This window comes from Streptomyces sp. NBC_00667, from assembly GCF_036226825.1.
Classification (GTDB): domain Bacteria; phylum Actinomycetota; class Actinomycetes; order Streptomycetales; family Streptomycetaceae; genus Streptomyces.
This window is the reverse complement of record NZ_CP109022.1, coordinates 3778584-3800905: the sequence shown is the minus strand read 5'-3', so window position 1 is coordinate 3800905 and position 22322 is coordinate 3778584. Positions and strand designations below refer to the sequence as shown.

Below are 22322 nucleotides of genomic sequence, written 5' to 3'. Positions count from 1 at the left end.
TGTTATGCCGGGACCAAAGAACCTCGACCCCTCCTCCTCACCCCGCGCCCTCCTGGGCGCGGAACTCCGAGTCGCCCGCGAACGCGCGGGCCTCACTCAGGCCGAACTGGCCGAACGACTTTTCGTCAGCGGCTCGTTCATCGGCCAGCTCGAAGCCGGGACGCGCCGGATGCACCTCGATGTCGCCCGCCAGATAGACGAGATCCTCCACACGGACGGCTTCTTCGCCCGCAACTGCGAGGCCGCGGCCAAGTCCAAGTACCCGGACCACTTCGCGGCGGCGGCCGAGGCGGAGGCGCTGGCGAAGACCATCCGGGAGTACGCGCCGCTGATCGTCCCGGGTCTGTTGCAGACGGAGGCGTACGCGCGGGCCGTGTTCCGCGCGTACCAGCCGACGGCGGCGGAGGACGTGATCGACGAGCTGGTACGGAACCGCCTGGACCGGGCGGCGCTGCTCGGCGATCCAACAACCCCCATGTTCTGGTGCGTGCTTGACGAGGCGATCCTGCGCCGGAGCGGGGACGACCCGTCGATCCTCGCCGAGGCCCTGCGTCACATCGCGAGTCTGATCCGGTCACACCGGATCGTCGTGCAGGTGCTGCCGTTCAGCGCGGGCCCCCACGCTTCATTGGCGGGCACCCTCAAACTGATGTCCTTCGACGACGCTCCCCCGCTCGCGTATGTCACAGGGCTCGGGACGGGCCAGCTGTTCGACGATCCGGCCACGGTGGCCCAACACACCCTGACCTACGATCTCCTCATGGCCAACGCGCTCTCTCCGCGGGAGTCGCTAGCCCTGATCGAGTCGGTGGCGGAGGAGTACGAAAATGACCAGAACGCCTGAGTACGACCTGTCGGCAGCCATCTGGCACAAGTCCAGCTACAGCGCCGGCGATGGCGGCGACTGCCTGGAGATGGCGACCTGGCGGAAGTCCACCCACAGCGGAGGCGACGGCGGCGACTGCCTCGAAGTCTCCGACGGCCACCCCGCCATCGTCCCCGTCCGGGACTCCAAGCAGCCCGAAGGCCCGCACGTGGTGTTCCGCGCGCAGGCCTGGGCCCACTTCGTGGGATCGCTCAGAGACCGTTGGTGAACAGCAGCCGGTTGGGGCTGGCCGGGCTGACGCTGGTCAGGACGTCCTTCGTGGACGCGTCGCCCAGGAAGTCCGCGACCTCCGCCGGGGTCGCGGCCGGGTGCGCCTGCTTGTAGAGCACCGCGACGCCGGTGACGTGCGGCGAGGCCATGGACGTACCGTTCAGGGCCACGCTGCCGCCGCCGAGCTTCGCGGAGGTGATGTCCTGGCCGGGCGCGTAGATGCTGACGCAGCGACCGTAGTTGGAGAAGCTCGTCTCCTCGTCCCACCTGTTGCTCGCCGCCACCGTCACCACGCGGTCGGCGGACGCGGGCGAGACGTTGCACGCGTCCTCGGAGCTGTTGCCCGCCGCGACGACGGGCAGGACCCCCCGGTCGGAGAGGGCGTTCGCGGCGTTGTTGACCGCCTCGGACCAGGGGCCGCCGAGGGAGGCGTTCAGTACCGCGGGCTGCTTGGCGTTGTTCGCGACCCAGTCCATGCCGGCGATGATGCCCGAGTAGGAGCCCGTGCCGTCGCAGCCCAGGACGCGGACGGCGACCAGGTTGGTCTTGCGCGCGACCCCATACGTCTTGCCGCCGACCGTTCCCGCGACGTGCGTGCCGTGGCCCTGGCAGTCCATGCCCTGCCTGCCGTCGCCGACGGCGTCGAAGCCGAAGGTCGCGCGGCCGTCGAACTCGTCGTGGTCGTAGTCGATGCCGGTGTCCAGGATGTACGCCGTCACCCCGGCGCCGTTGCCCTTGGTGGTGAAGTCATCGTCGAGCGGCAGCGTCCTCTGGTCGATCCGGTCCAGGCCCCAGAGCGACGTCGGGGAGCTCATCGCCCGCCCGTCGTCGTCCGAGCCGTCCGACACGGCCGAGATCCTCGTGTCCTCCTCGACCGTCTTCACCCCGACGGTCTTCCGTGCGGCCTCCAGCTGGAGCCGGGTCATCGGCACGGCGAAGCCGTTGATGGCGTGGCGGTACATGAACCTGGGCCTCAGGCCCAGCTTCCTCGTCAGCGCGGCCGCGTCGACGCCCTTGTCCAGCGTGACGATGTACTGGCCGGGTACCGCGTCCGTCGAGGCGATCAGCGGTGCCGGGGTCGGCTCGGGGGCGGCCGCGGACGCGCTGCCGGTGAGGGCGGGGGTCATGGCGAGCAGGGCGGCGGTCGTCACACGGGCGAGCAGGCGCATGGAGGAGCTCCAGGGAAGGCGGCGGGGGATGCGGGGCCCGCCGCCCACGGACGAGTGCACCGGGAGGGGCGCGCCCCTTCCCTGCATCGGGCACCTACCGGTGCGCCTTGAGGAGCCTTGCCCGGTTGGCCGACAGGGAGGGGGCGCATTCGGTGTTCACCACCGCCGGGCCGGGGCCCGCCGTCGGGCCTCGTTGACCGGGACCTGCGTGCGTGATGGCCTCGCGCCCATGCGCTCTCGACCGAGTGGGACCCGCCGGGCGGCCGTCGCCGTCACCGTCCTCGCCGCCGTGGCCGCCCTGCCGGTCACCGCCACCGCCGCCGCCCCCCATGACCCCGCGCCCCTTGCCGCCCACCCGGCTCCGGCCGAGTGGCCGACGTACGTGGTGACCGTCCGCAGGGGCATGGACCCTGCCATGGTGGCGGGCCACCACGGGATCAGGCCCGTGCACGTCTTCCGCACCGCGATGAACGGCTTCGCCGCCCCGCTCTCCCCCGACCAGGTCGCCGGCCTGCGGGCGAACCCGCTCGTGGAGTCCGTCGAGGAGGACGGAGTCGGCTCCTCGTTCGGTACGCCCGCCTGACCGGACCGCCTGACGGGCCGCCCGACCGGACCGGTCAGCTCTGGTCGGTCTCCACCGTGTCCGCGTGGCGGTGGCAGACCTTCCACTCGCCGTCCTCGCGGCGGTAGACCTGGGTCGCCCGCAGGACGTACCGGCGCGGCTCGCCGTTGACGCGGACCCGGGTGCGTTCGTAGCCGGTGGTGTAAGCCATGTCGCCGATCACGTCGGCCGCGACGATCTCGTGCTCGTAGGAGGTGCAGTCCGAGAACGACTCGGCCAGCTCGTGGAAGAGCGCGCCGACCTGCTCGTGCCCGACGGCCGACTTCCAGGCCCCCATCACCGAGACCGGCTCGCGGCGGGACCAGATCGCGAAGCGCGGCCCGGCGTCCCCGTCGTGCAAGGCGTTCTCGGCGTCCCGCAGTCGGGTCCGCGCCCATGCGAGGAACACGTCACGTTCGTCGCTCATCGCCGGCCTCCCAGGCTCCGGGGACGACACCCCGACTCGATCACTTCCCACCGTAGACGCGGGCGGGCGCGAGGGCCTGCGGGTGGAGACTTGGAGGAGGGGGGAAGCCGAGGACGGCTCTCCGCGACAGGTCTTGGAGGCGTCATGGCACAGGGCGAACAGGTTCTGTGGCGGTCACACGCGGCGAACCGGTGGATGCAGGCCTCGGCCGTGTTCCTCGCCCTCATCGCGGTCGGGCTCGCGGTCGTCGGGCTGGTGGGTCCGGTGGTCACCGTGTGGGCCCCGGCGGTGGTGCTGTTCCTGTCGGCCCTGCTGCTCCTGGTGTTCGCCTCCGTGACCGTGCGGATCACCGGCCGGGCGCTGGAAGTGGCCTACGGACCGATTGGGCGGCCCGTGCGGCGCTGGTCCCCCGCCGACCTCGAGGCACCGGCCCGCGTGGAGGAGCGCAGGCCCCTGCAGGTCGGCGGCTGGGGTTACCGCATCAGCGGGCTCGGTACGACGGTGATGGTGCGACGGGGCCCCTGCCTCGTGGTCCGCTCCCGGGGCAGGGACTTCGCGGTCAGCGTGGACGACGCCGAGCGGGGCGCCGCCCTGCTGAACTCCCTGCCGCGCTGACGCACCCGTCGCCGCCCGCTCAGGAACCGGTCTCGAACGCGGGCGGCTTGAGGCTCTTGAGGCATCCCGGTTCCGGTGCGGCCGGGTCGTCGAAGAAGGAGACGGCGATCTCCTGGGCGCACTTCGAGGTCGCGAACACCACGTGCGGCTCGTAGGGGACGGTGACGACCTTCGCCCTGCTCAGCGTACGGGCGACGTACGGCCCGTTGTCCGCGCCGGTCTGGGAGTCGAAGCTGCCCGACAGGGCGAGGGTGGGGATGTCGCCGCGCGTGACGTCCCGGATCGAGGGCGCCGCCGCGGGGACGTTCCAGACGTCGCAGTCAGGACGCAGGAAGGCGAGCTGCGGGGCCTGGGCCTGCACCGACCGGGGGAAGGACGGGAACGCCGCCTGTCCGCCCCGCAGCGCCTGTTCCTGGCTCTCGTAAGGCGTCCACTCGCTGCAGAAGACGCCGTAGCCGAGGCCGTGCGCGACCCTGCCCATGGCCGCCGGGCTGAGCTTGCCGCCCGCCCACTGCGTGGCGATCCGCTGGGGCTTGCCGTGCGCCAGCTCGTCCAGTGCGATCGGGACCTGGGGCGCCACGTGGGTGGCGGAGGTCATCCAGGTCACCAGCGCCCCGCCGTCCAGTACGACCTTCACCGGCTTGTCGCTGCCGGGGAGCGTGACGGTGGTCGTGACCGGCTTGGCTTCGAGGTCGCGGACCAGCTTGTCGAAGGTGGCCGACAGGTTCGGGTAGCGCTTGTTGCAGGCGGGCTGGTCGGCACATGCCTTGAACAGGCCGTCGAAGCCCTGCCGGGCGCTGCTCCAGGTCAGGGCCGAGCCGCCCTTGGAGGGCGGCAGGATGCCGTCGAGGCCCACCGAGCGGAGCCCGGCCGGGTGCAGGCGCATGTAGACGAGCGCCAGGTGGGTGCCGTAGGAGATGCCGTACAGGTTCCACTGCTTGACGCCGAGCGCGTTGCGCAGGTCCTCGTAGTCGGCGGCGCTCTCGGTGTCGTTGTAGGCGCCGAGGTCGATGCCGCGGGCCGCCAACCGGTCGCGGCAGGCCTTCGTGGCCGCGACGTGCAGGCGCTCGGTGGACGGTGCGCCGTAGACGAGGCCGACGGCTTTCGCGTTGAACTCGTCGATGTTGGGGCACAGCAGGTTCGGCTCGGCCGAGTACGTACCGCGCTGGGACATGAAGACCACGTCGCGGTCGCGGTTCAGGCCGCCGTCGATCGCCATCTTCGCCTCGCCGACCGCGTCGTCGCCGGGGCCGCCCGCCAGCCACACGATGGGGTCGGGTTTCGGTGTGGCGGACTTGGCGGGGACGATCGCGACACCGAGCCTGATCGTCTTGCCCTTCGGCTCGGCCCGGTTCTCGGGGACGGTGAGGGTTCCGCAGCGGGCTCCCTTGAGCGCCTCGATCGGTTCCGGTGTCCTGGGGCAGGGGCCCGGCTCGTAGCGGGCGTCGCCCACCGTGCGGGCGGCGGTGCCGATCGGCGCCCCGGGGCTGGGGCTCGGGCTGGTGCCGGTGCGGGACTGGGCCTGGGCGGGCGCTGCGAGCAGGCCGCCGACGAGGAGACCGGCCGCCATGCGCACGGTGCTCCGACGGGGCGTGTGATGGCGTGTCATCTGCCCTCCCGGTTACTTCGGGACGATCGTGAACGGTTCGGGTTCGAGACCGTCCACGCACGAGGTGTCGGGAGCGGTCGGACGGGCGAAGAACGAGGCCAGCACGCGCTGCGCGCAGGGGGACTGCGGGACCACCCAGTGGCCGATCCCGGGGACCTGCACGGCGGTCGAGCGGGACAGGTTGCGGGCCACGCCCTCCGCCCAGCTCGCCCCGGTCTTCACGTCGAACGTGCCGGAGACCAGGAGCGCCGGGACCGGGCTGATCGTGGGCACCCGCTGGACCTCCGCGCGGTCCGCAACGTCCCAGATTCCGCACACCGGGTACTGGAAGGGCAGTTGCGGCACCTGGGCCAGGACCGTGTCGGGCCACCCGGGGAAGGCCTTGCGCCCCGCCTTGAGCACGTCGGGTTCCGCGTAGCCCGGCGCCCACTCGGCGCACGCTATCGAGTTCGTCAGGCCGTGCGCGAACATGCCGACGTGCTGGACCGAGCCGGCCGCGCGGGCCTTGGCGAAGCGCTCGGGGTTCCCGCGGCTGAGCTCGTCGAGCGCCGCCGGGAGGTCCTTGGGCCGGGGGGTGAAGGCGACGATCAGGTTCAGCAGCGCGCCCCCGTCGAGGACGGTCTTGACCGGCTTCCCGCCGTTCGGCGGCGCGACGTCCAGGGTCAGGGGGTGGGCCTCCAGCTTGCGCACCTGCTCCGTCAGCGTGCGGGGGAGGTCCGGGTAGCGGTCCTTGCATGCGGGCTGTGCCGCGCACGCCTCGAAGATGTTGCGGATGCCCTCGGCGGTGCTGCCCCACGCCCACGGCAGGGTCACGACCTGGGGAGGTGTCACCGAGTCGATCGCCACCGCGCGGATCCCCTCGGGGTGCAGGCGCAGGTAGGTGAGGGCCAGGTTGCTGCCGTAGGAGTACCCGTAGACGTTCCACCGGGGGATGCCCAGCGCGGTGCGCAGGTCGGCGAAGTCGGCGGCGTTCTCGGTGGTGTTGTAGGCGCTCAGGTCGACGCCGGCGGCCGTCAGACGGGCCCGGCAGTCCTTCACCGCCTTCAGCATGACCTGCTCCGCCTGCTGCGAGTCGTAGCCCAGGCCCACGGCCTGCGCGTTGAACCGGTCGACCTCCGGGCAGGCGAGGTTCGGCTGGTCGTACAGGTTGCCGCGCTGGGCCATGACGATCAGCTCGCGGTCCTTGTTCAGGCCGGAGTCGATGAGGAAGGCGATGTCGTCGAAGGTGTCGGCGCCGGGGCCGCCCGCCATGAACACCACGGGGTCCGCGGCGGGCTTCTGCGCGGCCGCCGCAATGCGCGCCACGGCCAGCTTGATGGTTCGGCCGCCGGGGCGGGAGCGGTTCTCGGGGACCTCCAGGAGGCCACAGCGCGCCTTGCTCAGCGCGGCGACGGGCTCGGGCGTCTTCGGGCAGGCGCCGGGCACGAACCGGGGGGCTGCCGTGCTGGGCGTCGGGCCGGACCCGGTCGCGCGGGCGGCTGCCGCCGGGGCACCGGCCGGTACGGGGCCGAACGCTGCCAGGCAGGCCAGAGCGGCCGCGGCGGTCACCGCGTGGAGGGTGTGCTGTGGCATGTGGTCTCGTTCCTTCGCCGACATCGGCGGCCGCCACTGACGGGAGGGGCCGCGGTGGTTCGTGGGGAACGTTCCGGCCGGAATGCGCGCGTTTTCGACGCTACCGGGTGAAGCGTTCTGGTGCACGCGGAGTGGTCACGGCCCTCGGCCCCGGGCCGCCGACACGATGGGGCGCCCCTGCCCACCTCGCCGGAGCCACCATGACCCCACCCTCGGACACGCCGCCCGGCCCACCCCCGGACCCGCCTCGCGCCCGCCGCTCCGGGGGGTCGCTCCTGCCGGTCCTGCTGCCCATCGCGGTGCTGATCGTGGTGGCGGTGGGCGTGGGCTCGTGGCTGCAGTTCACCGAGCGGCAGGCGGTCGACACGGTCCACGCCGTCGGTTCCTCGGCCGCCGACCGCGTGGACGTGGAGGCAGTCGTCCAGAGCGTCGACGCCAAGGCCAGGGAGCTGGTGCTGCGCGTCTGGGTCACCCCCCGCGGGAACCTCGGCGAGGCGGAGGGGGCCGCCCCGGTGGCCGACCTCAGTCTGGCCACCTCCGGCGCCACCCAGGAAGACCTGGAGTTCAAGGCGCACGAGCGGCTCGCGACCACGGACACTCAGGTCGCGCTCACGGGCGGGTCGATCAGCGACTACCCGTTCGACACCTACGAGACGGTGATCGGGTTCCGGGCGCAGCTGGGCGGCAAGCAGGTGCCCGTGCGCCTGCTGTTCTCCAACAACGACACGCTCTTCTCCGCCTCCGCCCGGCCGGCGCCCTCCCGGCAGGAGGCCGCCCTGGCGCTGAGGCTGTCCCGGTCGGGCAGCGTGCTCGTCTTCGCGGTCTTCATGATGGTGGTGATGTGGGCGCTCGCGGCGTCCGTGCTCCTCGGCGCCTGGTACCTGACGACCCGCGGCAACGGCCTGGTCTGGCCCGCCCTCGCCTGGATGGCCGCCACCCTGTTCGCCCTCTCGGCGTTCCGCGGCACCGCCCCCGGCACACCCCCGATCGGCTGCGTGCTGGACTGGTTCGCGTTCCTGTGGGCCGAGACCGTCATCGCCCTGTGCCTGGTCACCGTGGTCGTCACCGGCGTCCGCACCGCCCTGCGGCCCGAGGACGACCCCGGGCCCACCCGCTGAGGCGGTGCGCCGCTACGAAGCGTCCCGGTACACGTGCAGCTCGGAGACCTCGTAGGACATCTCGCTGACCTCCGGCTCCGGCGCCGGGTGGTAATTGCCCGCGCACACCGACAGGTTGACGATGAGGTACGCGCGCCAGCCGCGGCCCACGCCCCGGCGGTCGGAGAAGACGCGGGCGCCGTTGACCCGCCAGACGACCGAGTTGCGCCCGAACTCCACGCGCAGGTCGACCCAGGCGCCGGGCCGGACCGAGGGGTCGCGATGGTAGCGGTGCGCCTCGCGGACGTGGTTGGAGAGTTCGAGCAGGTCGGGGTTGTCCGGGTGGTACTCGAAGACGTCGATCTCCTGGCCGCCGTCCCGCCAGGTCCAGATCGCGGGCCAGGCCCCCAGTTCCACGGGGAGCCGCACCCGCGCCTCCAGTACGTCGCCGGTGCGCACCATGAAACCCTCGTCGCTGCCCTCGGTGGTGAGCAGGCCGGTGTCCCAGTTGCCGTCGGGGCGGCGGGTGGCGCGGAAGACGCCGCTGCGGCTGTAGGCGGGGTCTTCCACGAGGTGGTCGAGCTTGTTGTCGCCGGGGTTGACGGGGCCGCCGTCGGGATACGCCCAGGAGCGGCCTGCCACCCACTGGGAGGCGGAGGTGAAGTCGGCGGTGAAGACGGGGGCGCGGCGGGGTCCGGGCACCGCCGCTCCGCCACCGCCTCCCGGGGCGAGGCGGGACGTCAGGCGCCCCAGCCAGCCGAGCAGGTCCGTGTTCATGTGGAATGTCTGCCCGCAGGCGGAGCGGGCCATGCCGGATTCATCGCCCTGGGTAATCGGGGAGTTGCGTTCAGCTACGGGTGTCGCGTGCTGCCGCGAGGAAGGCGCGGATGAGCTCCGGTGACTTCACTCCGCGCTCCCGCTCCACTCCGCTGGAGACGTCCACGCCCCAGGCGCCGGTGGCCTCCAGGGCCGCCCGGACGTTGGCGGGGTCGAGGCCCCCGGCCAGCAGCCAGCGGCCGCGCGGCGCGGTGAACTCCTCGGAGCCCCAGTTCCACGGCTTGCCGGAGCCGGGGTCGGGGGCGTCGAGCAGCAGCAGGTCCTCGCCGTACTCCCCGGCGGCCGCGACGGCGGTGGCGGTGGCGCGGATCAGCGTCCGCCCCTGCGCGCGCAGTTCCTCGTAGTACTCGGGCCCCTCGTCGCCGTGGAGCTGCACGGAGCGCACCCCGCTCTCCAGCGTCAGCCGCCGCACTTCCGCCACGGACTGCCCGCGGAACACCCCGACCGTGAGCACCCCCGCCGGCACCCGCCCGACGAGCCCCCGCACGGTGGCGGCGTCGACGGTCCGCGGACTCCCGGCGGCGAAGACGAACCCCACGGCATCCGCCCCGGCCTCCACGGCCACCTCGACGTCCCGCCCGGTCCGCAGCCCGCAGATCTTCACGAAGGGCCCGCCGGCTCCGCTGCTCTCGCTCATACCCCGAGTCAACCAGACCGGCCCGACGGATGCGGTCCCGTCCCGAGTGCCGGGCAAGGACGGGCGCGGCAGGGCGCAACGGAGCGCGCAAGGGGAGCGCGGCCAGCGAGGGCGCGGCACCAGGGCGGGGTACCAGGGCGGGGTACCAGGGCGCGGGCAGCCGTGAACGCCCGAGGGCGGCACCCCTGGTGGGGTGCCGCCCTCGGAACGTGGAGCGTGGTGCGGACTGCCGATCAGTCGGGGCCGATCAGAAGTCCATGTCGCCGCCCGGCATGCCGCCCGGCGCACCGGCGCCGGCCTTCTCGGGCTTGTCGGCGATGACGGCCTCGGTGGTCAGGAACAGCGCGGCGATCGACGCGGCGTTCTGCAGCGCGGAGCGCGTGACCTTCGCCGGGTCGATGATGCCCTCGGCGATCATGTCGACGTACTCGCCGGTCGCGGCGTTCAGGCCGTGGCCGATCGGGAGGTTGCGCACCTTCTCGACGACGACGCCACCCTCGAGACCACCGTTGACGGCGATCTGCTTGAGCGGGGCCTCCAGCGCGAGCTTCACGGCGTTGGCGCCGGTCGCCTCGTCACCGGTGAGCTCCAGCTTCTCGAAGACCGAGGAGGCCTGGAGCAGGGCCACGCCACCACCGGCGACGATGCCCTCTTCGACGGCCGCCTTCGCGTTGCGAACGGCGTCCTCGATGCGGTGCTTGCGCTCCTTGAGCTCGACCTCGGTCGCGGCACCGGCCTTGATGACGGCCACGCCGCCGGCCAGCTTCGCGAGGCGCTCCTGGAGCTTCTCGCGGTCGTAGTCCGAGTCGGAGTTCTCGATCTCGGCGCGGATCTGGTTGACGCGGCCCTGGACCTGGTCGCTGTCACCGGCGCCGTCGACGATGGTCGTCTCGTCCTTGGTGATGACGACCTTGCGGGCGCGGCCGAGCAGGTCGAGACCGGCGTTCTCCAGCTTGAGGCCGACCTCCTCGGAGATGACGGTGCCGCCCGTGAGGATGGCGATGTCACCGAGCATGGCCTTGCGGCGGTCGCCGAAGCCCGGGGCCTTGACGGCGACGGACTTGAAGGTGCCGCGGATCTTGTTGACGACCAGGGTCGACAGGGCCTCGCCCTCGACGTCCTCGGCGATGATCAGCAGCGGCTTGCCGGACTGCATGACCTTCTCCAGGAGCGGCAGCAGGTCCTTGACCGAGCCGATCTTGGAGTTGACGATCAGGATGTACGGGTCGTCGAGCGACGCCTCCATACGCTCCATGTCGGTGGCGAAGTACGCCGAGATGTAGCCCTTGTCGAAGCGCATGCCCTCGGTGAGCTCGAGCTCCAGACCGAAGGTCTGGGACTCCTCGACGGTGATGACGCCTTCCTTGCCGACCTTGTCCATGGCCTCGGCGATGAGCTCGCCGATCTGGGTGTCGGCGGCGGAGATGGAGGCCGTCGAAGCGATCTGCTCCTTGGTCTCGACATCCTTGGCCTGCGCGAGCAGGGCGGCGGAGACGGCCTCGACGGCCTTCTCGATACCACGCTTGAGGGCCATCGGGTTGGCGCCGGCGGCCACGTTGCGCAGACCCTCGCGGACGAGCGCCTGGGCCAGCACGGTGGCGGTGGTCGTACCGTCGCCCGCGACGTCGTCCGTCTTCTTGGCGACTTCCTTGACCAGCTCGGCGCCGATCTTCTCGTACGGGTCCTCGAGCTCGATCTCCTTGGCGATGGACACACCATCGTTGGTGATCGTGGGGGCGCCCCACTTCTTCTCAAGGACGACGTTGCGACCCTTGGGGCCAAGGGTGACCTTGACGGCGTCGGCGAGCTGGTTCATGCCACGCTCGAGACCGCGCCGGGCCTCCTCGTTGAACGAAATGATCTTGGCCATCTGAAGTGGTCCTCCAGGACTGGGGTGGATTGCTCCTGGACCGCGCCCGCGCCCGCGACGGACGGCCTGCGAGCCCGGCGGTTCCTTCCCGCCGGACCCTCGGGCCTCACCGACCCGGTCCTCGTTTCAGTAGCACTCTCACCTGGAGAGTGCTAACGCCAATGATTAGCACTCGACCCCGTCGAGTGCAAGCGGCTTCGGCAACGCCGGGCCACGACGCGCCCGGGACGCACGAGGGGCCCACATCCCGTCTCCGGGATGTGGGCCCCTCGTGCGCCTGACGCCTCAGAGCGTCCGGCGACTGTAGACCTGTTGCGTCGGTGGTCGATCGCGCCGGGTTAGCCGAGTGCGAGCTTGACCATGTCCGCCTGAGGACCCTTCTGGCCCTGCGAGATCTCGAACTCGACCCGCTGACCCTCTTCAAGGGTGCGGTACCCGTCCATCTGGATGGCGCTGTAGTGGACGAACACATCCGCACCACCGTCGACCGCGATGAAGCCGTAGCCCTTCTCCGCGTTGAACCACTTGACGGTGCCCTGAGCCATGCCTAACTCCCCTATTACTGGCCCTTGCGCAGGACCGCACTTCGCGGACCCGGGTCAGAACTTGCGCCGGAACGCCTCGACCGCGGCTGAATGTATCCGCACCGGTGCTGTCTGCAACAGGTCATTCCGACGAGAATTCTGGACAAGAAGGAATATGGAAATCACGTGAAAAGTAGGCATATTCCCGGGCAACTCGGGCCCGACATCCGGCACCAAAGGCCCATACCAGACTCGCATGTTGACTCAATGTCAACCCTCCGGCGGCCCGCTCATATGCGGCGGGCAAGAACAGCGGAGGGGACTTCCCCAACTCTACCGCGCCCAATCAAGCAGAATTACCCCCTCCACTTTTAGCGGAGGGGGCAATTCAGGTGTGACTGGACGGGACGGGAACGGGAATCCCGGTGTCAGCAGCCGCCGGCCACGGCCGGGATGATCGACACTCCGGCGCCGTCCGGCGTCGCCGTCTGCAGGCCGCCCTCGAAGCGCACGTCGTCGTCGTTGACGTAGACGTTCACGAAGCGGCGCAGCTTGCCCTGGTCGTCCAGGACGCGGGCCGCGATGCCCGGGTGGTTCTTCTCCAGGGACTCGATGACCTCGGAGAGGGTCGCGCCCTCGGCGGGCACCTCGGCCTGGCCGCCGGTGTAGGTGCGCAGGATGGTGGGGATGCGGACGTTGACGCTCATGGCGCTGCTGCCTTTCCGGAAGCGGTGGGGGTGGGTCGTGCCTCAGGCCAGGCCGGCGGCGCGGAACGCGTCCAGGCTGGGGCGGATGGTGGCGGTCTGGCCGCTGTCCGAGGCCACCGCCTCCAGGGTCTTGAGGCCGTCACCGGTGTTGAGGACGACCGTGGTCAGGGAGGGGTCGAGCTGCCCGTTCTCGATGAGCTTCTTCGTCACGCCGACGGTCACCCCGCCCGCGGTCTCGGCGAAGATGCCCTCGGCCCGCGCGAGGATCTTGATGGCCTCGACGACCTGCTCGTCGTTGACGTCCTCGACGTAACCCCCGGTGCGGCGGGCGATGTCCAGGACGTAGGGGCCGTCCGCCGGGTTGCCGATCGCCAGGGACTTGGCGATGGTGTTCGGCTTCTGCGGGCGGACCACCTCGTGCCCGGCCTTGAAGGCGGTCGACACGGGCGAGCAGCCCTCGGCCTGCGCGCCGAAGATCTTGTACGGCTTGTCCTCGACCAGCCCGAGCTTGATCAGCTCCTGGAGGCCCTTGTCGATCTTCGTCAGCTGCGAGCCCGACGCGATGGGGATCACGATCTGGTCGGGCAGCTGCCAGCCGAGCTGCTCGCAGATCTCGTAGGCCAGCGTCTTGGAGCCCTCGCCGTAGTACGGGCGCAGGTTGACGTTGACGAAGCCCCAGCCCTCGCCCAGCGGGTCGCCGATGAGCTCCGAGCAGAAGCGGTTGACGTCGTCGTAGTTGCCCTCGATGCCGACGAGGTCGCCACCGTAGACACCGGCCATGACGACCTTGCCCTGCTCCAGGTCGTGCGGGATGAACACGCAGGACCGGAAGCCGGCCCGGGCGGCCGCGGCGCCGACGGCGCCGGCCAGGTTGCCGGTGGAGGAGCAGGAGAGCGTGGTGTAGCCGAACGCGCGGGCGGCCTCGACGGCGATGGCGACGACACGGTCCTTGAAGGAGTGCGTCGGGTTGCCGGAGTCGTCCTTGACGTAGAGCTTGCCGGTGACGCCGAGCTCCTTGGCCAGGTTGGCCGCGTCCACCAGCTTGGTGAAGCCCGGGTTCAGGCTGGGCTTGGAGGCCACGTCCGCGGGGACGGGCAGCAGCGGGGCGTAACGCCAGATGTTGTCGGGCCCCGCCTCGATCGCGGCGCGCAGCGCCTCCGGGTCACCGGTCGGCAGGTCGTACGCGACTTCGAGCGGTCCGAAACACTCGGCGCAGGCGAAGATCGGGCCGAGCGCGAAGCGGGTTCCGCATTCGCGGCAGGACAGGCCGGTGGCGGGTCCGAGATCGACAGGGGCGCCGGTGGATCCGGCAGAGGTGGCGACGGTCTGTGCAGCCATGATGGCGAGGCCCTTTCTCCTCATCTTCCCCATGGCGCACTTCGCCATGAGACGGAATTGGCACCTTCCCTAGCCGGGGACCTCGCTGACGTCGCTGTGTGCGCGATCGCGAGAACCGACTGGAGGGTTGCCGGGGCTTCAACGGGCCGTGTCCCTCTGCCCCTCTGGATGAGCGGTATGGCACCGGCGCGCGCTCTGCGGCGCCTCCGGGCGTTTGTGCACGAGGACCCCGGCATGCCGTGGTCCTTCGCGTTGTTCAAGACTGTAACCGAAGGCCCGGGTGGTTGAGACAGCCGTCCGAACGGCGAGATGGATCGTATTTCGCCCGAAACCGCCTGCCGACCCGTTCGCCCCGAACGCATCGATCCCAGGAGTGCCCGAAGTGCTGGAAGAGGTGGAGCGCTGGCTGGCCGACCGCTCCTGGTCGGCCGACGACCGTCCGCTCGGCCGGCTGCTGGAGCGCAAGCGCGCGTCGGGAGCCACCGTCAGCGTGGTGCTGCCCGCGCTCGACGAGGAGGCCACGGTCGGCGCGATCGTCGAGGTGATCCGCCGCGACCTGATCGAAGGGCTGCCGTTCCCCTTGGTGGACGAGCTGGTCGTGGTCGACTCCGGGTCGAGCGACCGTACGGCGGAGGTCGCCGCGAAGGCGGGCGCGCGCGTGGTGCACCGCGACGCGGTCCTGCCGCGGCTGCCGGCGGTGCCCGGCAAGGGCGAGGTGCTGTGGCGCTCGCTGCTCGCCACCACCGGCGACATCGTCTGCTTCGTGGACGCCGACCTGCGGGACTTCTCCTCCGCGTTCGTCTCCGGCACGGTCGGCCCGCTGCTGACCGAACCCGACGTGCAGTTCGTCAAGGCGATGTACGACCGCCCGCTCGGCGACGCGCCGGGCCAGGGCGGACGCGTCACGGAGCTGGTGGCCCGGCCGCTGCTGAACCTGCACTGGCCGCAGCTGGCCGGGTTCGTCCAGCCGCTGGGCGGCGAGTACGCCGCACGGCGCTCCCTGCTGGAACGCCTCCCCTTCCCCGTCGGCTACGGCGTGGAACTGGGCCTGCTGGTGGACGCGCTGCACACGGTGGGGCTGGACGCGCTGGCCCAGGTCGACGTCGGCGTACGGCTGCACCGCCACCAGGACGGGCAGGCGCTCGGCCGGATGGCCGCGGCGATCTACCGCACCGCGCAGCTGCGGCTCTCGCGCGGGCACCTGGTACGGCCGGCGCTGACCCAGTTCGAGCGGGGCCCGCAGGGCTTCGTGGCGCGGACGTACGCCGTGGACACCGAGGAGCGGCCGCCGATGCTGGAGATCGAGGAGTACGCGGTGCGCCGCGTGGCCTGACGCCGTGGCGTGACGCGTGGCGTGACGCGGCGGCGGGTTTGAGGCGGGTGCGGCGGGGTTAGGTTCGCGGCATGGCTTCCCAGGTACTCGTCGCCGCGAACCGCGGCCCCCTCTCGTACGCCCACGCCCCCGACGGCACCCTCAGCGCCCGGCGCGGCGGGGGCGGTCTGGTCTCCGGACTCTCCGCGGCGCTCGCGGAGCAGCCGGACGCGGTGTGGATCTGCGCGGCGCTGTCGGAGGGCGACCGGGAAGCGGTGCGGCGGGGGGTTTCCGAGCCGGGTGTCCGGATGCTGGACATCGATCCCGCGGTCTACGACGCCGCGTACAACGGCATCGCGAACTCGGTGCTCTGGTTCACCCACCACCACCTGTACGACATCCCGCGCGAGCCGGTCTTCGACGCGGAGTTCCGGCGGCGCTGGGACGCGTACGTCCTGTACAACCGGGCCTTCGCGGACGCGCTGGCGGCGGAGGCGGGCGAGGGCGCGGCGGTGCTGGTGCAGGACTACCAGCTGGCGCTGGTGCCGGGGATGCTGCGCGTCCTGCGGCCCGACCTGCGCATCGCGCACTTCACGCACACCCCGTGGGCCTCGCCCGACGTCCTGCGGATGCTGCCGCGGTACGTCGTGGAGGAGCTGACCTGGGGCATGCTCGGGGCGGACCTGCTGGGCTTCCACACCGGGGAATGGGCGCGGGCGTTCCTGGCGGCGATGCCGTTCGACGGCGCCGAGGGCAGCGCGGAGGAGGTCCGGGAGGGGACCGTGGAGCACCGGCGGGAGTCGGGGTGGCCGCGGCGCACGACCGAGGTCCGGGCGTTCCCGCTGGGCGTGGACGGGGACGACCTGCGGGCGCTGGCGCACCGGCCGGAGGTCGACGACAAGCTGGCGGGGCTGCGGGCGGAGGTCGGCGACCGCAAGACGATCGTCCGGGTGGACCGGACGGAGCTGTCCAAGAACATCCTGCGCGGCCTGCTGGCGTACCGGGAACTGCTGACGACGCACCCGGAGTGGCGGGAGCGGGTCGTGCACATGGCGTCGGCGTACCCCTCACGGCAGGACCTGGCGGTGTACCGGGAGTACACGACGGCGGTCCGGGATCTGGCGGCGGAGATCAACGCGGAGCTGGGGACGGCGGACTGGCAGCCGGTGCTGGTCTCGGTGGAGGACGACTTCGCGCGCTCGCTGGCGGCGTACCGGATGGCGGACGTCGCCCTGGTGAACCCGGTCCGGGACGGGATGAACCTGGTGGCGAAGGAGATCCCGGTGGTGTCGGAGGCGGGCTGCGCGCTGGTGCTGTCGACGGGGGCGGGGGCGTACGAGGAGCTCCGCTCGGACGCGTTGACGGTGAACCCGTACGACGTGTCGGAGACGGCGGCGGCGTTGCACGCGGCGCTGGCGATGCCGGACGCCGAGCGGGCGGAGCGCACGAAGCGCCTCTCGGCCGCCGCCACCGCCCTCCCCCCGACGACCTGGTTCACGGCCCAACTCTCCGCCCTCCAGTCCCCCTGACCCCTCCCCCACCGCCCCTCCGCCACGCCTCCAGCCCCGCGGCGTCCCCCCACCCCCGCCGGCGCTTGAGGCGCGGGCGCCCCTCCAGCCCCGCCGGCGTTTGAGGCGCGGGTCTGGGCGGAGCCCAGGTACACCCCCAGCCCCGCCAGCGCTTGAGGCGCGCGTCCGGGCAGAGCCCAGGTACACCCCCAGCCCCGCCGGCGTTTGAGGCGCGCGTCCGGGCGGAGCCCAGGTACACCCCCAGCCCCGCCGGCGTTTGAGGCGCGCGTCCGGGCGGAGCCCAGGTACACCCCAGCCCCGCCGGCGTTTGAGGCGCGGGTCTGGGCAGAGCCCAGGGAACGGTGGAAGGGCGGGTAGGGGACGGCTCCGCGCAGCGGCAACCCGGGCTGCGCCCGGGCCTTGCGGGGCTCCGCCCCGCACCCCGCGCCTCAAACGCCGGCGAGGCTGAATCAGCCCGACCGGGTCGGCCCCGCGGGGGCCACACCTCAAACGCCGGCCAGGCTGAACGGCCCGACCCGGTCAGCCCCGCAGGGTGGCGGCCAGGGTGGCCAGGAACGCGGCGACCTCCGCCGGCCCCGGGAGGACCAGGTCGGCCCGGGAGGCGAGCTCCGGGACCTCCGACGAGCTGCAGACCAGCAGCCCCGGCACCCCCTCCGCCCGCCGCTTCTCGACAGCGGCATAGGCCGCGAGGTCCCCCAGGTCGTCCCCCGCGTACAGCACCGCCTCCGCCCCGACCTCCTCCAGGTACTCCGTCAGGGCGACGCCCTTGTCCATCCCCGGCGGCCGCAACTCCAGCACCGCCCGCCCCGGCTCCACCATCAGCCCGTGCCGCGCCGCCAGCTCCGCCAGCGGCTCCCGCAGCGCCTCGAACGCCGCCTCCGGATCCTCCGCCCGCCGGGTGTGGACGGCCAGCGCCCGGCCCTTCTCCTCGATCCAGGTCCCCCGCCACGCCCCGATCGACTCCAGGAACCCCGGCAGCTCGGCCCGTACGGCCGCCACCCCCGGGTGCTCGGCGGGCGCGTGGACGAGCCCGCTCACCGCGTCCCACCGCTCGGCCCCGTAGTGCCCGAGCACGACGAGGTGTTCCAGCCCCGGCACCCCGGCGAACCCGCCGTGCCGCACGGCGACCCCGGCCGGCCGGCCGGTGACGACGGCCACGGACAGCACCTCGGGCGCGAGCGCGGACAGCGCCGGTACGGCGTCCGCGTGGGCGCGCGCCTGGTCGGGGTCGGGAACGATCTCGGCGAGGGTGCCGTCGAAGTCGAGGGCTACGACGGATCGGCGCGGCGCACGGAGGAGGGCTTCGAGTCCCTCGCGTCCGGCGGCGGTGGCGGGCACGGGCATCGGCGTATCGTGCGCATGGCTCCCCATGGGAACGACCCTAACGGTCCAGTCGTACGACTGCTATCGCCGGGCCCGCTGCGCCGCGCGGATCCGCCGGAGCCGGTGGACGGTGCCCGGCGCGTGTTCCAGCGCCCGCGGGTCGTCCATCAGGGCGTTGAGCAGCTGGTAGTACCGGACCGGGGTCATCCCCAGCCCTTCCCGGATGGCCCGTTCCTTGGCTCCGGGCCCGGACCAGGTTCGTCCCTCGTACGCGAGCACGGCGGCCTCGGCGGCCGTCAATCGCCCGTCGTCCGTCATACGGCCAGATTAACGCCGCCCACCGACACGCCCCCGGGCGGCCCGACGGCACCCGCCCCGCCGGGCCCGCCCGCTCAGCGGTCGCCGTCGGCCTTGCGCGCGGACTCCGCGATGTCGCCGAGCACCTTCTCCGGCCGGCCGCCCGGTTGCACCACCTTGCCGATGTTCTGCTTGACGTCCTCGCTCACACCGGCCCACGACTTCTTGCCCACGGGGTACAGCCGCGCCGTCGGCAGCGCCGTCAGGAAGGTCTTGAGCTGCGGCGCGGAGCCCCCGGTGGCGGCTTCCATGGCCCGGTAGCCGGTGGTGGTCACGGGCAGCAGGTCGTACTTGCTCGTGAACGCCGTCACGTTCTTCGCCTCGTACAGGTAGTCGAGGAACTTGCCCGTCTCCGCCTTGTGGCCGTTCTTGAAGGCCATGACCCAGTCGGCGACGCCCATCGTCGGGTGATCGGTGCCGTCGGCCGTCGGCATCGGCACCATCCCGTACTTGATCCCCTTGCCGCCGGCCTGCTTGAGCAGGGTCGGGTGCCCGTTGAGCATGCCGACCTCGCCGCGCGCGAAGGCGTCGAAGGCCGCCTGCCGGTCGAGCTTGCCCGGCTCGACGGGGCCGGTGAGGCCCTGGCCGACCATCCTGTCGCGCAGGAACTCGAAGGTCTTGACGTTGTCCGCGGAGTCGATCTCGTAGCTGTCTTCGTTGTCGGTGTAACCGCCACCGCCCGCCAGCATCCACATCATCGTCTCGGCCTGCGCCTCTTCCCGGCCGAGCGGCAGCGCGAAGGGCGTCTGCACACCGGCGGCCTTGAGCTTCTTGGCGGCCGCCTCCAGGTCCGCCCAGCTCTTGGGCTGCCAGCCGCCCTTGGCGTCCTTGGGTATGACACCGGCGTCGCCGAGCAGCTTCTCGTTGTAGAAGAGCAGCCGGGTGCTGGCCACGAAGGGCATGCCGTACTGGGTCTGCCCGACCTTGCCGGCGTCGGCGAGCGGCGCGAGGAAGTCGGCCTCGGTCTGGACGGAGAGCAGTTCCTCGGCGGAGTAGAGCTTGCCGGCTCCCGCGTAGTCGGCGTACGCGCCGATCTGCGCGATGTCGGGGGCCTTGTGCGCCTTGACCATCTCGGCGACCTTGGCGTCGACCTCGGTCCAGGAGTAGACGCTGACCTCGACGTTGACCCCGGGGTGGGTCCTCTCGAAGGAGCTCGCGAGGTCCTTCCAGTAGGTGGCGGAGGAGTTCTGCGGATTGTCGCCGTAGTCGGCCGCCACGACCCGCAGGGTCACCTCGTTGTTCCCGGTGAGGCCCTGCACGGTTCCGCAGCCCGTCAGGGTCACGGCGGTCAGGCAGAGCGCGGCCCCGGTCGCGGCCAGGCTCAGGTAACGGCCCTTCACAGTTCTGATCCACCCCTTGTCGTACCTACTATTCGTCGTAAGGTCTACACCACTTTCGGGCTGCTTCACATCCGGAACGCGCCGCCCGTGCGGACCGTGTCCGGACCGTTGCCGGAGCGGGCTCCCGGATTTGTATGGCCGCTCAACATTCCTCCCAATGGACTAGACCTTTGCCTCCCGAGCACGCGAGACTGTCGTCTGTGAAACCCGTGAAACACGTCATCGCCCTCGATGTGGGCGGCACCGGGATGAAGGCCGCCCTCATCGCCGGGGACGGCTCCCTGCTGCACGAGGCGCGCCGCGCCACCGGCCGCGAGCGGGGCCCGGAAGCCGTCGTCGAGACGATCCTCGGCTTCGCCGCCGAACTCCTCGCCCTGGGCCGCGAGCGCTTCGGCCGGGCCGCCTCGGCCGTCGGCGTCGCCGTACCCGGCATCGTCGACGCCGAGAACGGGACCGCCGTCTACGCGGCGAACCTGGGCTGGCGCGACGTACCGATGCGCGCGCTGCTCAGCGAGCGCCTCGGCGGCATCCCGGTGGCCCTCGGGCACGACGTGCGCACGGGCGGCCTCGCCGAAGGCCGCATCGGCGCCGGCCGGGACGCCGACCGGTTCCTGTTCGTCCCGCTCGGCACCGGCATCGCCGGCGCCATCGGCCTGGGTGGCCGCATCGAGGCCGGCGCCCACGGCTACGCGGGCGAGATCGGCCACATCGTGGTCCGCCCCGGCGGACCGGCCTGCGGCTGCGGCCAGCACGGCTGCCTGGAGACCCTCGCCTCCGCGTCCGCAGTCAGCCGCGCCTGGGCCGCCGCCAGCGGCGACCCCGACGCCGACGCCGCGCACTGCGCCAAGGCCGTCGAATCCGGCGACCTCCGCGCCCGGGAGGTGTGGCTGGCCGCCATCGGCGCCCTCGCCGACGGGCTGGTCACCGCGATCACCCTGCTCGACCCGCGCACGGTGATCATCGGTGGCGGCCTCGCGGAGGCGGGGGAAACCTTGTTCACACCACTTCGGACGGCCGTCGAGGAGCGCGTGACGTTCCAGCGGCTGCCCGAGATCGTTCCGGCGGCCCTCGGGGACACCGCCGGATGCCTGGGCGCAGGGTTGCTCGCCTGGGACCTACTCGCCACGGAGGTACCTGCCTGATGGCCGCAAGCACACAGAGCACTGTTCTGTCCGGTGCCAGGGTGGTGCTGCCCACCGGGACCGTGGCGGGCGGCCGCGTCATCGTCGACGGCGAGCGGATCGCGGGCAGCGCCTCCCCGGGCACGCCCGTGGCCGACCTCAGCGGGCACTGGATCGTCCCCGGCTTCGTGGACATGCACAACCACGGCGGCGGCGGCGCCTCCTTCACCTCCGGCACCGCCGAGGAGGTCCTCAAGGGCGTACGGACCCACCGCGCGCACGGCACGACCACCCTCATCGCCTCCACCGTCACCGGCGAACTGGACGAACTCGCCCGCCGCGCCGGGCTCCTCGCGGAGCTGACGCAGCAGGGCGAGATCGCGGGCATCCACTTCGAGGGGCCCTTCATCAACGCCTGCCGCAAGGGCGCCCACAAGGCCGACCTGCTGCGCGACCCCGACCCGGCCGAGGTCCGCAAGCTGGTCGACGCCGCGCACGGCGCCGCCCGGATGGTCACCCTCGCCACCGAACTGCCCGGCGGCCTGGACTCCGTAAGGCTGCTGGCCGAGCACGGGGTCATCGCCGCGATCGGCCACACCGACGCCACCTACGACCAGACCCGCCGCGCCATCGACGCGGGCGCCACCGTCGCCACCCACCTCTACAACGCGATGCCGGGCCTCGAACACCGCGCACCCGGCCCGATCGCCGCGCTGCTGGAGGACGAGCGGGTCACCGTCGAGCTGATCAACGACGGCACGCACCTGCACCCGGCGATGCTGGAACTGGCCTTCCACCACGCGGGCGCCCACCGGGTCGCGCTGATCACCGACGCGATGGACGCGGCCGGCTTCGGCGACGGCACCTACCACCTCGGGCCACTGGAGGTCGAGGTCAAGGACGGCGTCGCCCGCCTCGTGGAGGGCGGCTCGATCGCCGGCTCCACGCTGACCCTGGACACCGCCTTCAAGCGCGCGGTGACCGTCGACGAGCTGCCCGTCGAGTCGGTGGTCCAGGCGATCTCCGCCAACCCCGCCAAGCTGATCGGCCTGTACGACCAGATCGGCTCGCTGGAACCCGGCAAGTACGCCGACCTCGTCGTACTGGACGCCGCCTTCGACCTCAAGGGCGTCATGCGGCGCGGCGAATGGATCGTCAACCCCGGGGTCTGAGAAGCCGATCGGCTGGACGGTGACGGGCCGTCGCCCCGCGGACTGGGCGGACGGCCCGCGGTTTGGCAT

Annotated in this window: 22 protein-coding genes and 1 riboswitch; of the genes, 9 read left to right on the top strand and 13 right to left on the bottom strand. The window is 71.9% G+C overall.

The genetic code is table 11. The features are described 5' to 3' along the window. Positions 1 to 4 precede the first annotated feature (4 nt). On the top strand, positions 5 to 844 hold the full coding sequence (locus tag OHA81_RS17730) for a helix-turn-helix domain-containing protein (protein ID WP_329197121.1): 840 nt from the start codon (positions 5 to 7) through the stop codon (positions 842 to 844). Next, entirely contained in the window at positions 828 to 1094 is a 267-nt protein-coding gene (locus tag OHA81_RS17725; protein WP_329197119.1) for a DUF397 domain-containing protein, read from the top strand. Before OHA81_RS17730 ends, OHA81_RS17725 begins: the two co-directional genes overlap by 17 nt. Here the strand turns inward: OHA81_RS17725 and OHA81_RS17720 are convergent. Further along, positions 1078 to 2265, bottom strand: coding sequence for a S8 family peptidase (locus OHA81_RS17720; RefSeq protein WP_329197116.1), 1188 nt, complete (start codon positions 2263 to 2265; stop codon positions 1078 to 1080). The genes OHA81_RS17725 and OHA81_RS17720 overlap by 17 nt on opposite strands. 229 nt (positions 2266 to 2494) lie before the next feature. On the opposite strand from OHA81_RS17720, the gene OHA81_RS17715 reads away from it, so the two are divergent. Beyond that, a complete protein-coding gene (locus OHA81_RS17715; protein WP_329197114.1) occupies positions 2495 to 2848 on the top strand; it encodes a protease inhibitor I9 family protein in 354 nt (117 codons plus the stop codon). Positions 2849 to 2882: 34 nt separating this feature from the next. On the opposite strand, the gene OHA81_RS17710 is transcribed toward OHA81_RS17715, so the two are convergent. Beyond that, on the bottom strand, positions 2883 to 3293 hold the full coding sequence (locus OHA81_RS17710; protein WP_329197112.1) for a nuclear transport factor 2 family protein: 411 nt from the start codon (positions 3291 to 3293) through the stop codon (positions 2883 to 2885). A gap of 144 nt (positions 3294 to 3437) precedes the next feature. Here OHA81_RS17710 and OHA81_RS17705 point away from each other — a divergent pair, with 144 nt between their 5' ends. Beyond that, a complete protein-coding gene (locus OHA81_RS17705) occupies positions 3438 to 3908 on the top strand; it encodes a hypothetical protein (RefSeq protein WP_329197110.1) in 471 nt (156 codons plus the stop codon). Between the two features lie 19 nt (positions 3909 to 3927). On the opposite strand, the gene OHA81_RS17700 is transcribed toward OHA81_RS17705, so the two are convergent. Further along, positions 3928 to 5517: an alpha/beta hydrolase gene (locus OHA81_RS17700; protein ID WP_329197107.1), complete on the bottom strand. Its 1590-nt coding sequence runs from the start codon at positions 5515 to 5517 to the stop codon at positions 3928 to 3930. Positions 5518 to 5529: 12 nt separating this feature from the next. Beyond that, complete coding sequence (locus tag OHA81_RS17695) at positions 5530 to 7089, bottom strand: alpha/beta fold hydrolase (protein ID WP_329197106.1); 1560 nt, start codon at positions 7087 to 7089, stop codon at positions 5530 to 5532. A gap of 200 nt (positions 7090 to 7289) precedes the next feature. Here OHA81_RS17695 and OHA81_RS17690 point away from each other — a divergent pair, with 200 nt between their 5' ends. After that, positions 7290 to 8207 (top strand): DUF4436 family protein, encoded by a 918-nt coding sequence (locus OHA81_RS17690; protein ID WP_329197104.1) that lies wholly within the window; start codon positions 7290 to 7292, stop codon positions 8205 to 8207. Between the two features lie 12 nt (positions 8208 to 8219). Here OHA81_RS17690 and OHA81_RS17685 read toward each other — a convergent pair whose 3' ends face one another. From OHA81_RS17685 to thrC, 6 genes are all read right to left on the bottom strand, one after another. Continuing rightward, positions 8220 to 8963, bottom strand: coding sequence for a beta-glucanase (locus tag OHA81_RS17685; RefSeq protein ID WP_329197102.1), 744 nt, complete (start codon positions 8961 to 8963; stop codon positions 8220 to 8222). A 70-nt stretch (positions 8964 to 9033) separates the two neighbouring features. Beyond that, positions 9034 to 9660, bottom strand: coding sequence for a phosphoribosylanthranilate isomerase (locus OHA81_RS17680; protein WP_329197100.1), 627 nt, complete (start codon positions 9658 to 9660; stop codon positions 9034 to 9036). A gap of 247 nt (positions 9661 to 9907) precedes the next feature. Beyond that, the gene (gene groL, locus OHA81_RS17675; protein WP_190187179.1) at positions 9908 to 11530 is read right to left on the bottom strand and encodes a chaperonin GroEL; all 1623 of its coding nucleotides are present in this window, start codon (positions 11528 to 11530) and stop codon (positions 9908 to 9910) included. Between the two features lie 338 nt (positions 11531 to 11868). Further along, positions 11869 to 12075, bottom strand: a complete 207-nt coding sequence (locus tag OHA81_RS17670) for a cold-shock protein (protein WP_030009783.1) — start codon at positions 12073 to 12075, stop codon at positions 11869 to 11871. Between the two features lie 407 nt (positions 12076 to 12482). Further along, positions 12483 to 12761 carry a MoaD/ThiS family protein gene (locus OHA81_RS17665; protein WP_329197098.1) on the bottom strand — a complete coding sequence of 93 codons (279 nt, stop codon included), beginning with the start codon at positions 12759 to 12761 and terminating at the stop codon, positions 12483 to 12485. Between the two features lie 42 nt (positions 12762 to 12803). Beyond that, positions 12804 to 14099: a threonine synthase gene (thrC, locus tag OHA81_RS17660; protein WP_329197096.1), complete on the bottom strand. Its 1296-nt coding sequence runs from the start codon at positions 14097 to 14099 to the stop codon at positions 12804 to 12806. 17 nt (positions 14100 to 14116) lie between these two features. Next, positions 14117 to 14274: riboswitch (SAM riboswitch) on the bottom strand. Positions 14275 to 14481: 207 nt separating this feature from the next. Here thrC and OHA81_RS17655 point away from each other — a divergent pair. Both OHA81_RS17655 and OHA81_RS17650 read left to right on the top strand, forming a co-directional pair. Then, positions 14482 to 15432, top strand: coding sequence for a glucosyl-3-phosphoglycerate synthase (locus OHA81_RS17655; protein ID WP_329202352.1), 951 nt, complete (start codon positions 14482 to 14484; stop codon positions 15430 to 15432). Positions 15433 to 15503: 71 nt separating this feature from the next. After that, the gene (locus OHA81_RS17650; RefSeq protein ID WP_329197094.1) at positions 15504 to 16940 is read left to right on the top strand and encodes an alpha,alpha-trehalose-phosphate synthase (UDP-forming); all 1437 of its coding nucleotides are present in this window, start codon (positions 15504 to 15506) and stop codon (positions 16938 to 16940) included. Between the two features lie 519 nt (positions 16941 to 17459). On the opposite strand, the gene otsB is transcribed toward OHA81_RS17650, so the two are convergent. The 3 genes from otsB to OHA81_RS17635 all read right to left on the bottom strand — a co-directional run bounded on the left by otsB (position 17460) and on the right by OHA81_RS17635 (position 19960). Further along, a complete protein-coding gene (gene otsB, locus OHA81_RS17645) occupies positions 17460 to 18311 on the bottom strand; it encodes a trehalose-phosphatase (protein WP_329197092.1) in 852 nt (283 codons plus the stop codon). A gap of 33 nt (positions 18312 to 18344) precedes the next feature. Further along, positions 18345 to 18581 (bottom strand): DUF3263 domain-containing protein, encoded by a 237-nt coding sequence (locus OHA81_RS17640; RefSeq protein WP_329197090.1) that lies wholly within the window; start codon positions 18579 to 18581, stop codon positions 18345 to 18347. Between the two features lie 74 nt (positions 18582 to 18655). Continuing rightward, complete coding sequence (locus OHA81_RS17635; RefSeq protein ID WP_329197089.1) at positions 18656 to 19960, bottom strand: extracellular solute-binding protein; 1305 nt, start codon at positions 19958 to 19960, stop codon at positions 18656 to 18658. 209 nt (positions 19961 to 20169) lie between these two features. Here OHA81_RS17635 and OHA81_RS17630 point away from each other — a divergent pair, with 209 nt between their 5' ends. Both OHA81_RS17630 and nagA read left to right on the top strand, forming a co-directional pair. After that, the gene (locus OHA81_RS17630) at positions 20170 to 21102 is read left to right on the top strand and encodes an ROK family protein (RefSeq protein WP_329202350.1); all 933 of its coding nucleotides are present in this window, start codon (positions 20170 to 20172) and stop codon (positions 21100 to 21102) included. After that, the gene (gene nagA, locus OHA81_RS17625) at positions 21102 to 22253 is read left to right on the top strand and encodes an N-acetylglucosamine-6-phosphate deacetylase (protein ID WP_329197087.1); all 1152 of its coding nucleotides are present in this window, start codon (positions 21102 to 21104) and stop codon (positions 22251 to 22253) included. The genes OHA81_RS17630 and nagA overlap by 1 nt, the downstream gene beginning before the upstream one ends. Positions 22254 to 22322 lie beyond the last annotated feature (69 nt).

Coding starts and splice junctions, on each gene's coding strand:
- OHA81_RS17730 (WP_329197121.1), top strand. CDS start 5: ATGCCGGGACCAAAGAACCTCGACCCCTCCTCCTCACCCCGCGCCCTC.
- OHA81_RS17725 (WP_329197119.1), top strand. CDS start 828: ATGACCAGAACGCCTGAGTACGACCTGTCGGCAGCCATCTGGCACAAG.
- OHA81_RS17720 (WP_329197116.1), bottom strand. CDS start 2,265: ATGCGCCTGCTCGCCCGTGTGACGACCGCCGCCCTGCTCGCCATGACC.
- OHA81_RS17715 (WP_329197114.1), top strand. CDS start 2,495: ATGCGCTCTCGACCGAGTGGGACCCGCCGGGCGGCCGTCGCCGTCACC.
- OHA81_RS17710 (WP_329197112.1), bottom strand. CDS start 3,293: ATGAGCGACGAACGTGACGTGTTCCTCGCATGGGCGCGGACCCGACTG.
- OHA81_RS17705 (WP_329197110.1), top strand. CDS start 3,438: ATGGCACAGGGCGAACAGGTTCTGTGGCGGTCACACGCGGCGAACCGG.
- OHA81_RS17700 (WP_329197107.1), bottom strand. CDS start 5,517: ATGACACGCCATCACACGCCCCGTCGGAGCACCGTGCGCATGGCGGCC.
- OHA81_RS17695 (WP_329197106.1), bottom strand. CDS start 7,089: ATGCCACAGCACACCCTCCACGCGGTGACCGCCGCGGCCGCTCTGGCC.
- OHA81_RS17690 (WP_329197104.1), top strand. CDS start 7,290: ATGACCCCACCCTCGGACACGCCGCCCGGCCCACCCCCGGACCCGCCT.
- OHA81_RS17685 (WP_329197102.1), bottom strand. CDS start 8,963: ATGAACACGGACCTGCTCGGCTGGCTGGGGCGCCTGACGTCCCGCCTC.
- OHA81_RS17680 (WP_329197100.1), bottom strand. CDS start 9,660: ATGAGCGAGAGCAGCGGAGCCGGCGGGCCCTTCGTGAAGATCTGCGGG.
- groL (WP_190187179.1), bottom strand. CDS start 11,530: ATGGCCAAGATCATTTCGTTCAACGAGGAGGCCCGGCGCGGTCTCGAG.
- OHA81_RS17670 (WP_030009783.1), bottom strand. CDS start 12,075: ATGGCTCAGGGCACCGTCAAGTGGTTCAACGCGGAGAAGGGCTACGGC.
- OHA81_RS17665 (WP_329197098.1), bottom strand. CDS start 12,761: ATGAGCGTCAACGTCCGCATCCCCACCATCCTGCGCACCTACACCGGC.
- thrC (WP_329197096.1), bottom strand. CDS start 14,099: ATGGCTGCACAGACCGTCGCCACCTCTGCCGGATCCACCGGCGCCCCT.
- OHA81_RS17650 (WP_329197094.1), top strand. CDS start 15,504: ATGGCTTCCCAGGTACTCGTCGCCGCGAACCGCGGCCCCCTCTCGTAC.
- otsB (WP_329197092.1), bottom strand. CDS start 18,311: ATGGGGAGCCATGCGCACGATACGCCGATGCCCGTGCCCGCCACCGCC.
- OHA81_RS17640 (WP_329197090.1), bottom strand. CDS start 18,581: ATGACGGACGACGGGCGATTGACGGCCGCCGAGGCCGCCGTGCTCGCG.
- nagA (WP_329197087.1), top strand. CDS start 21,102: ATGGCCGCAAGCACACAGAGCACTGTTCTGTCCGGTGCCAGGGTGGTG.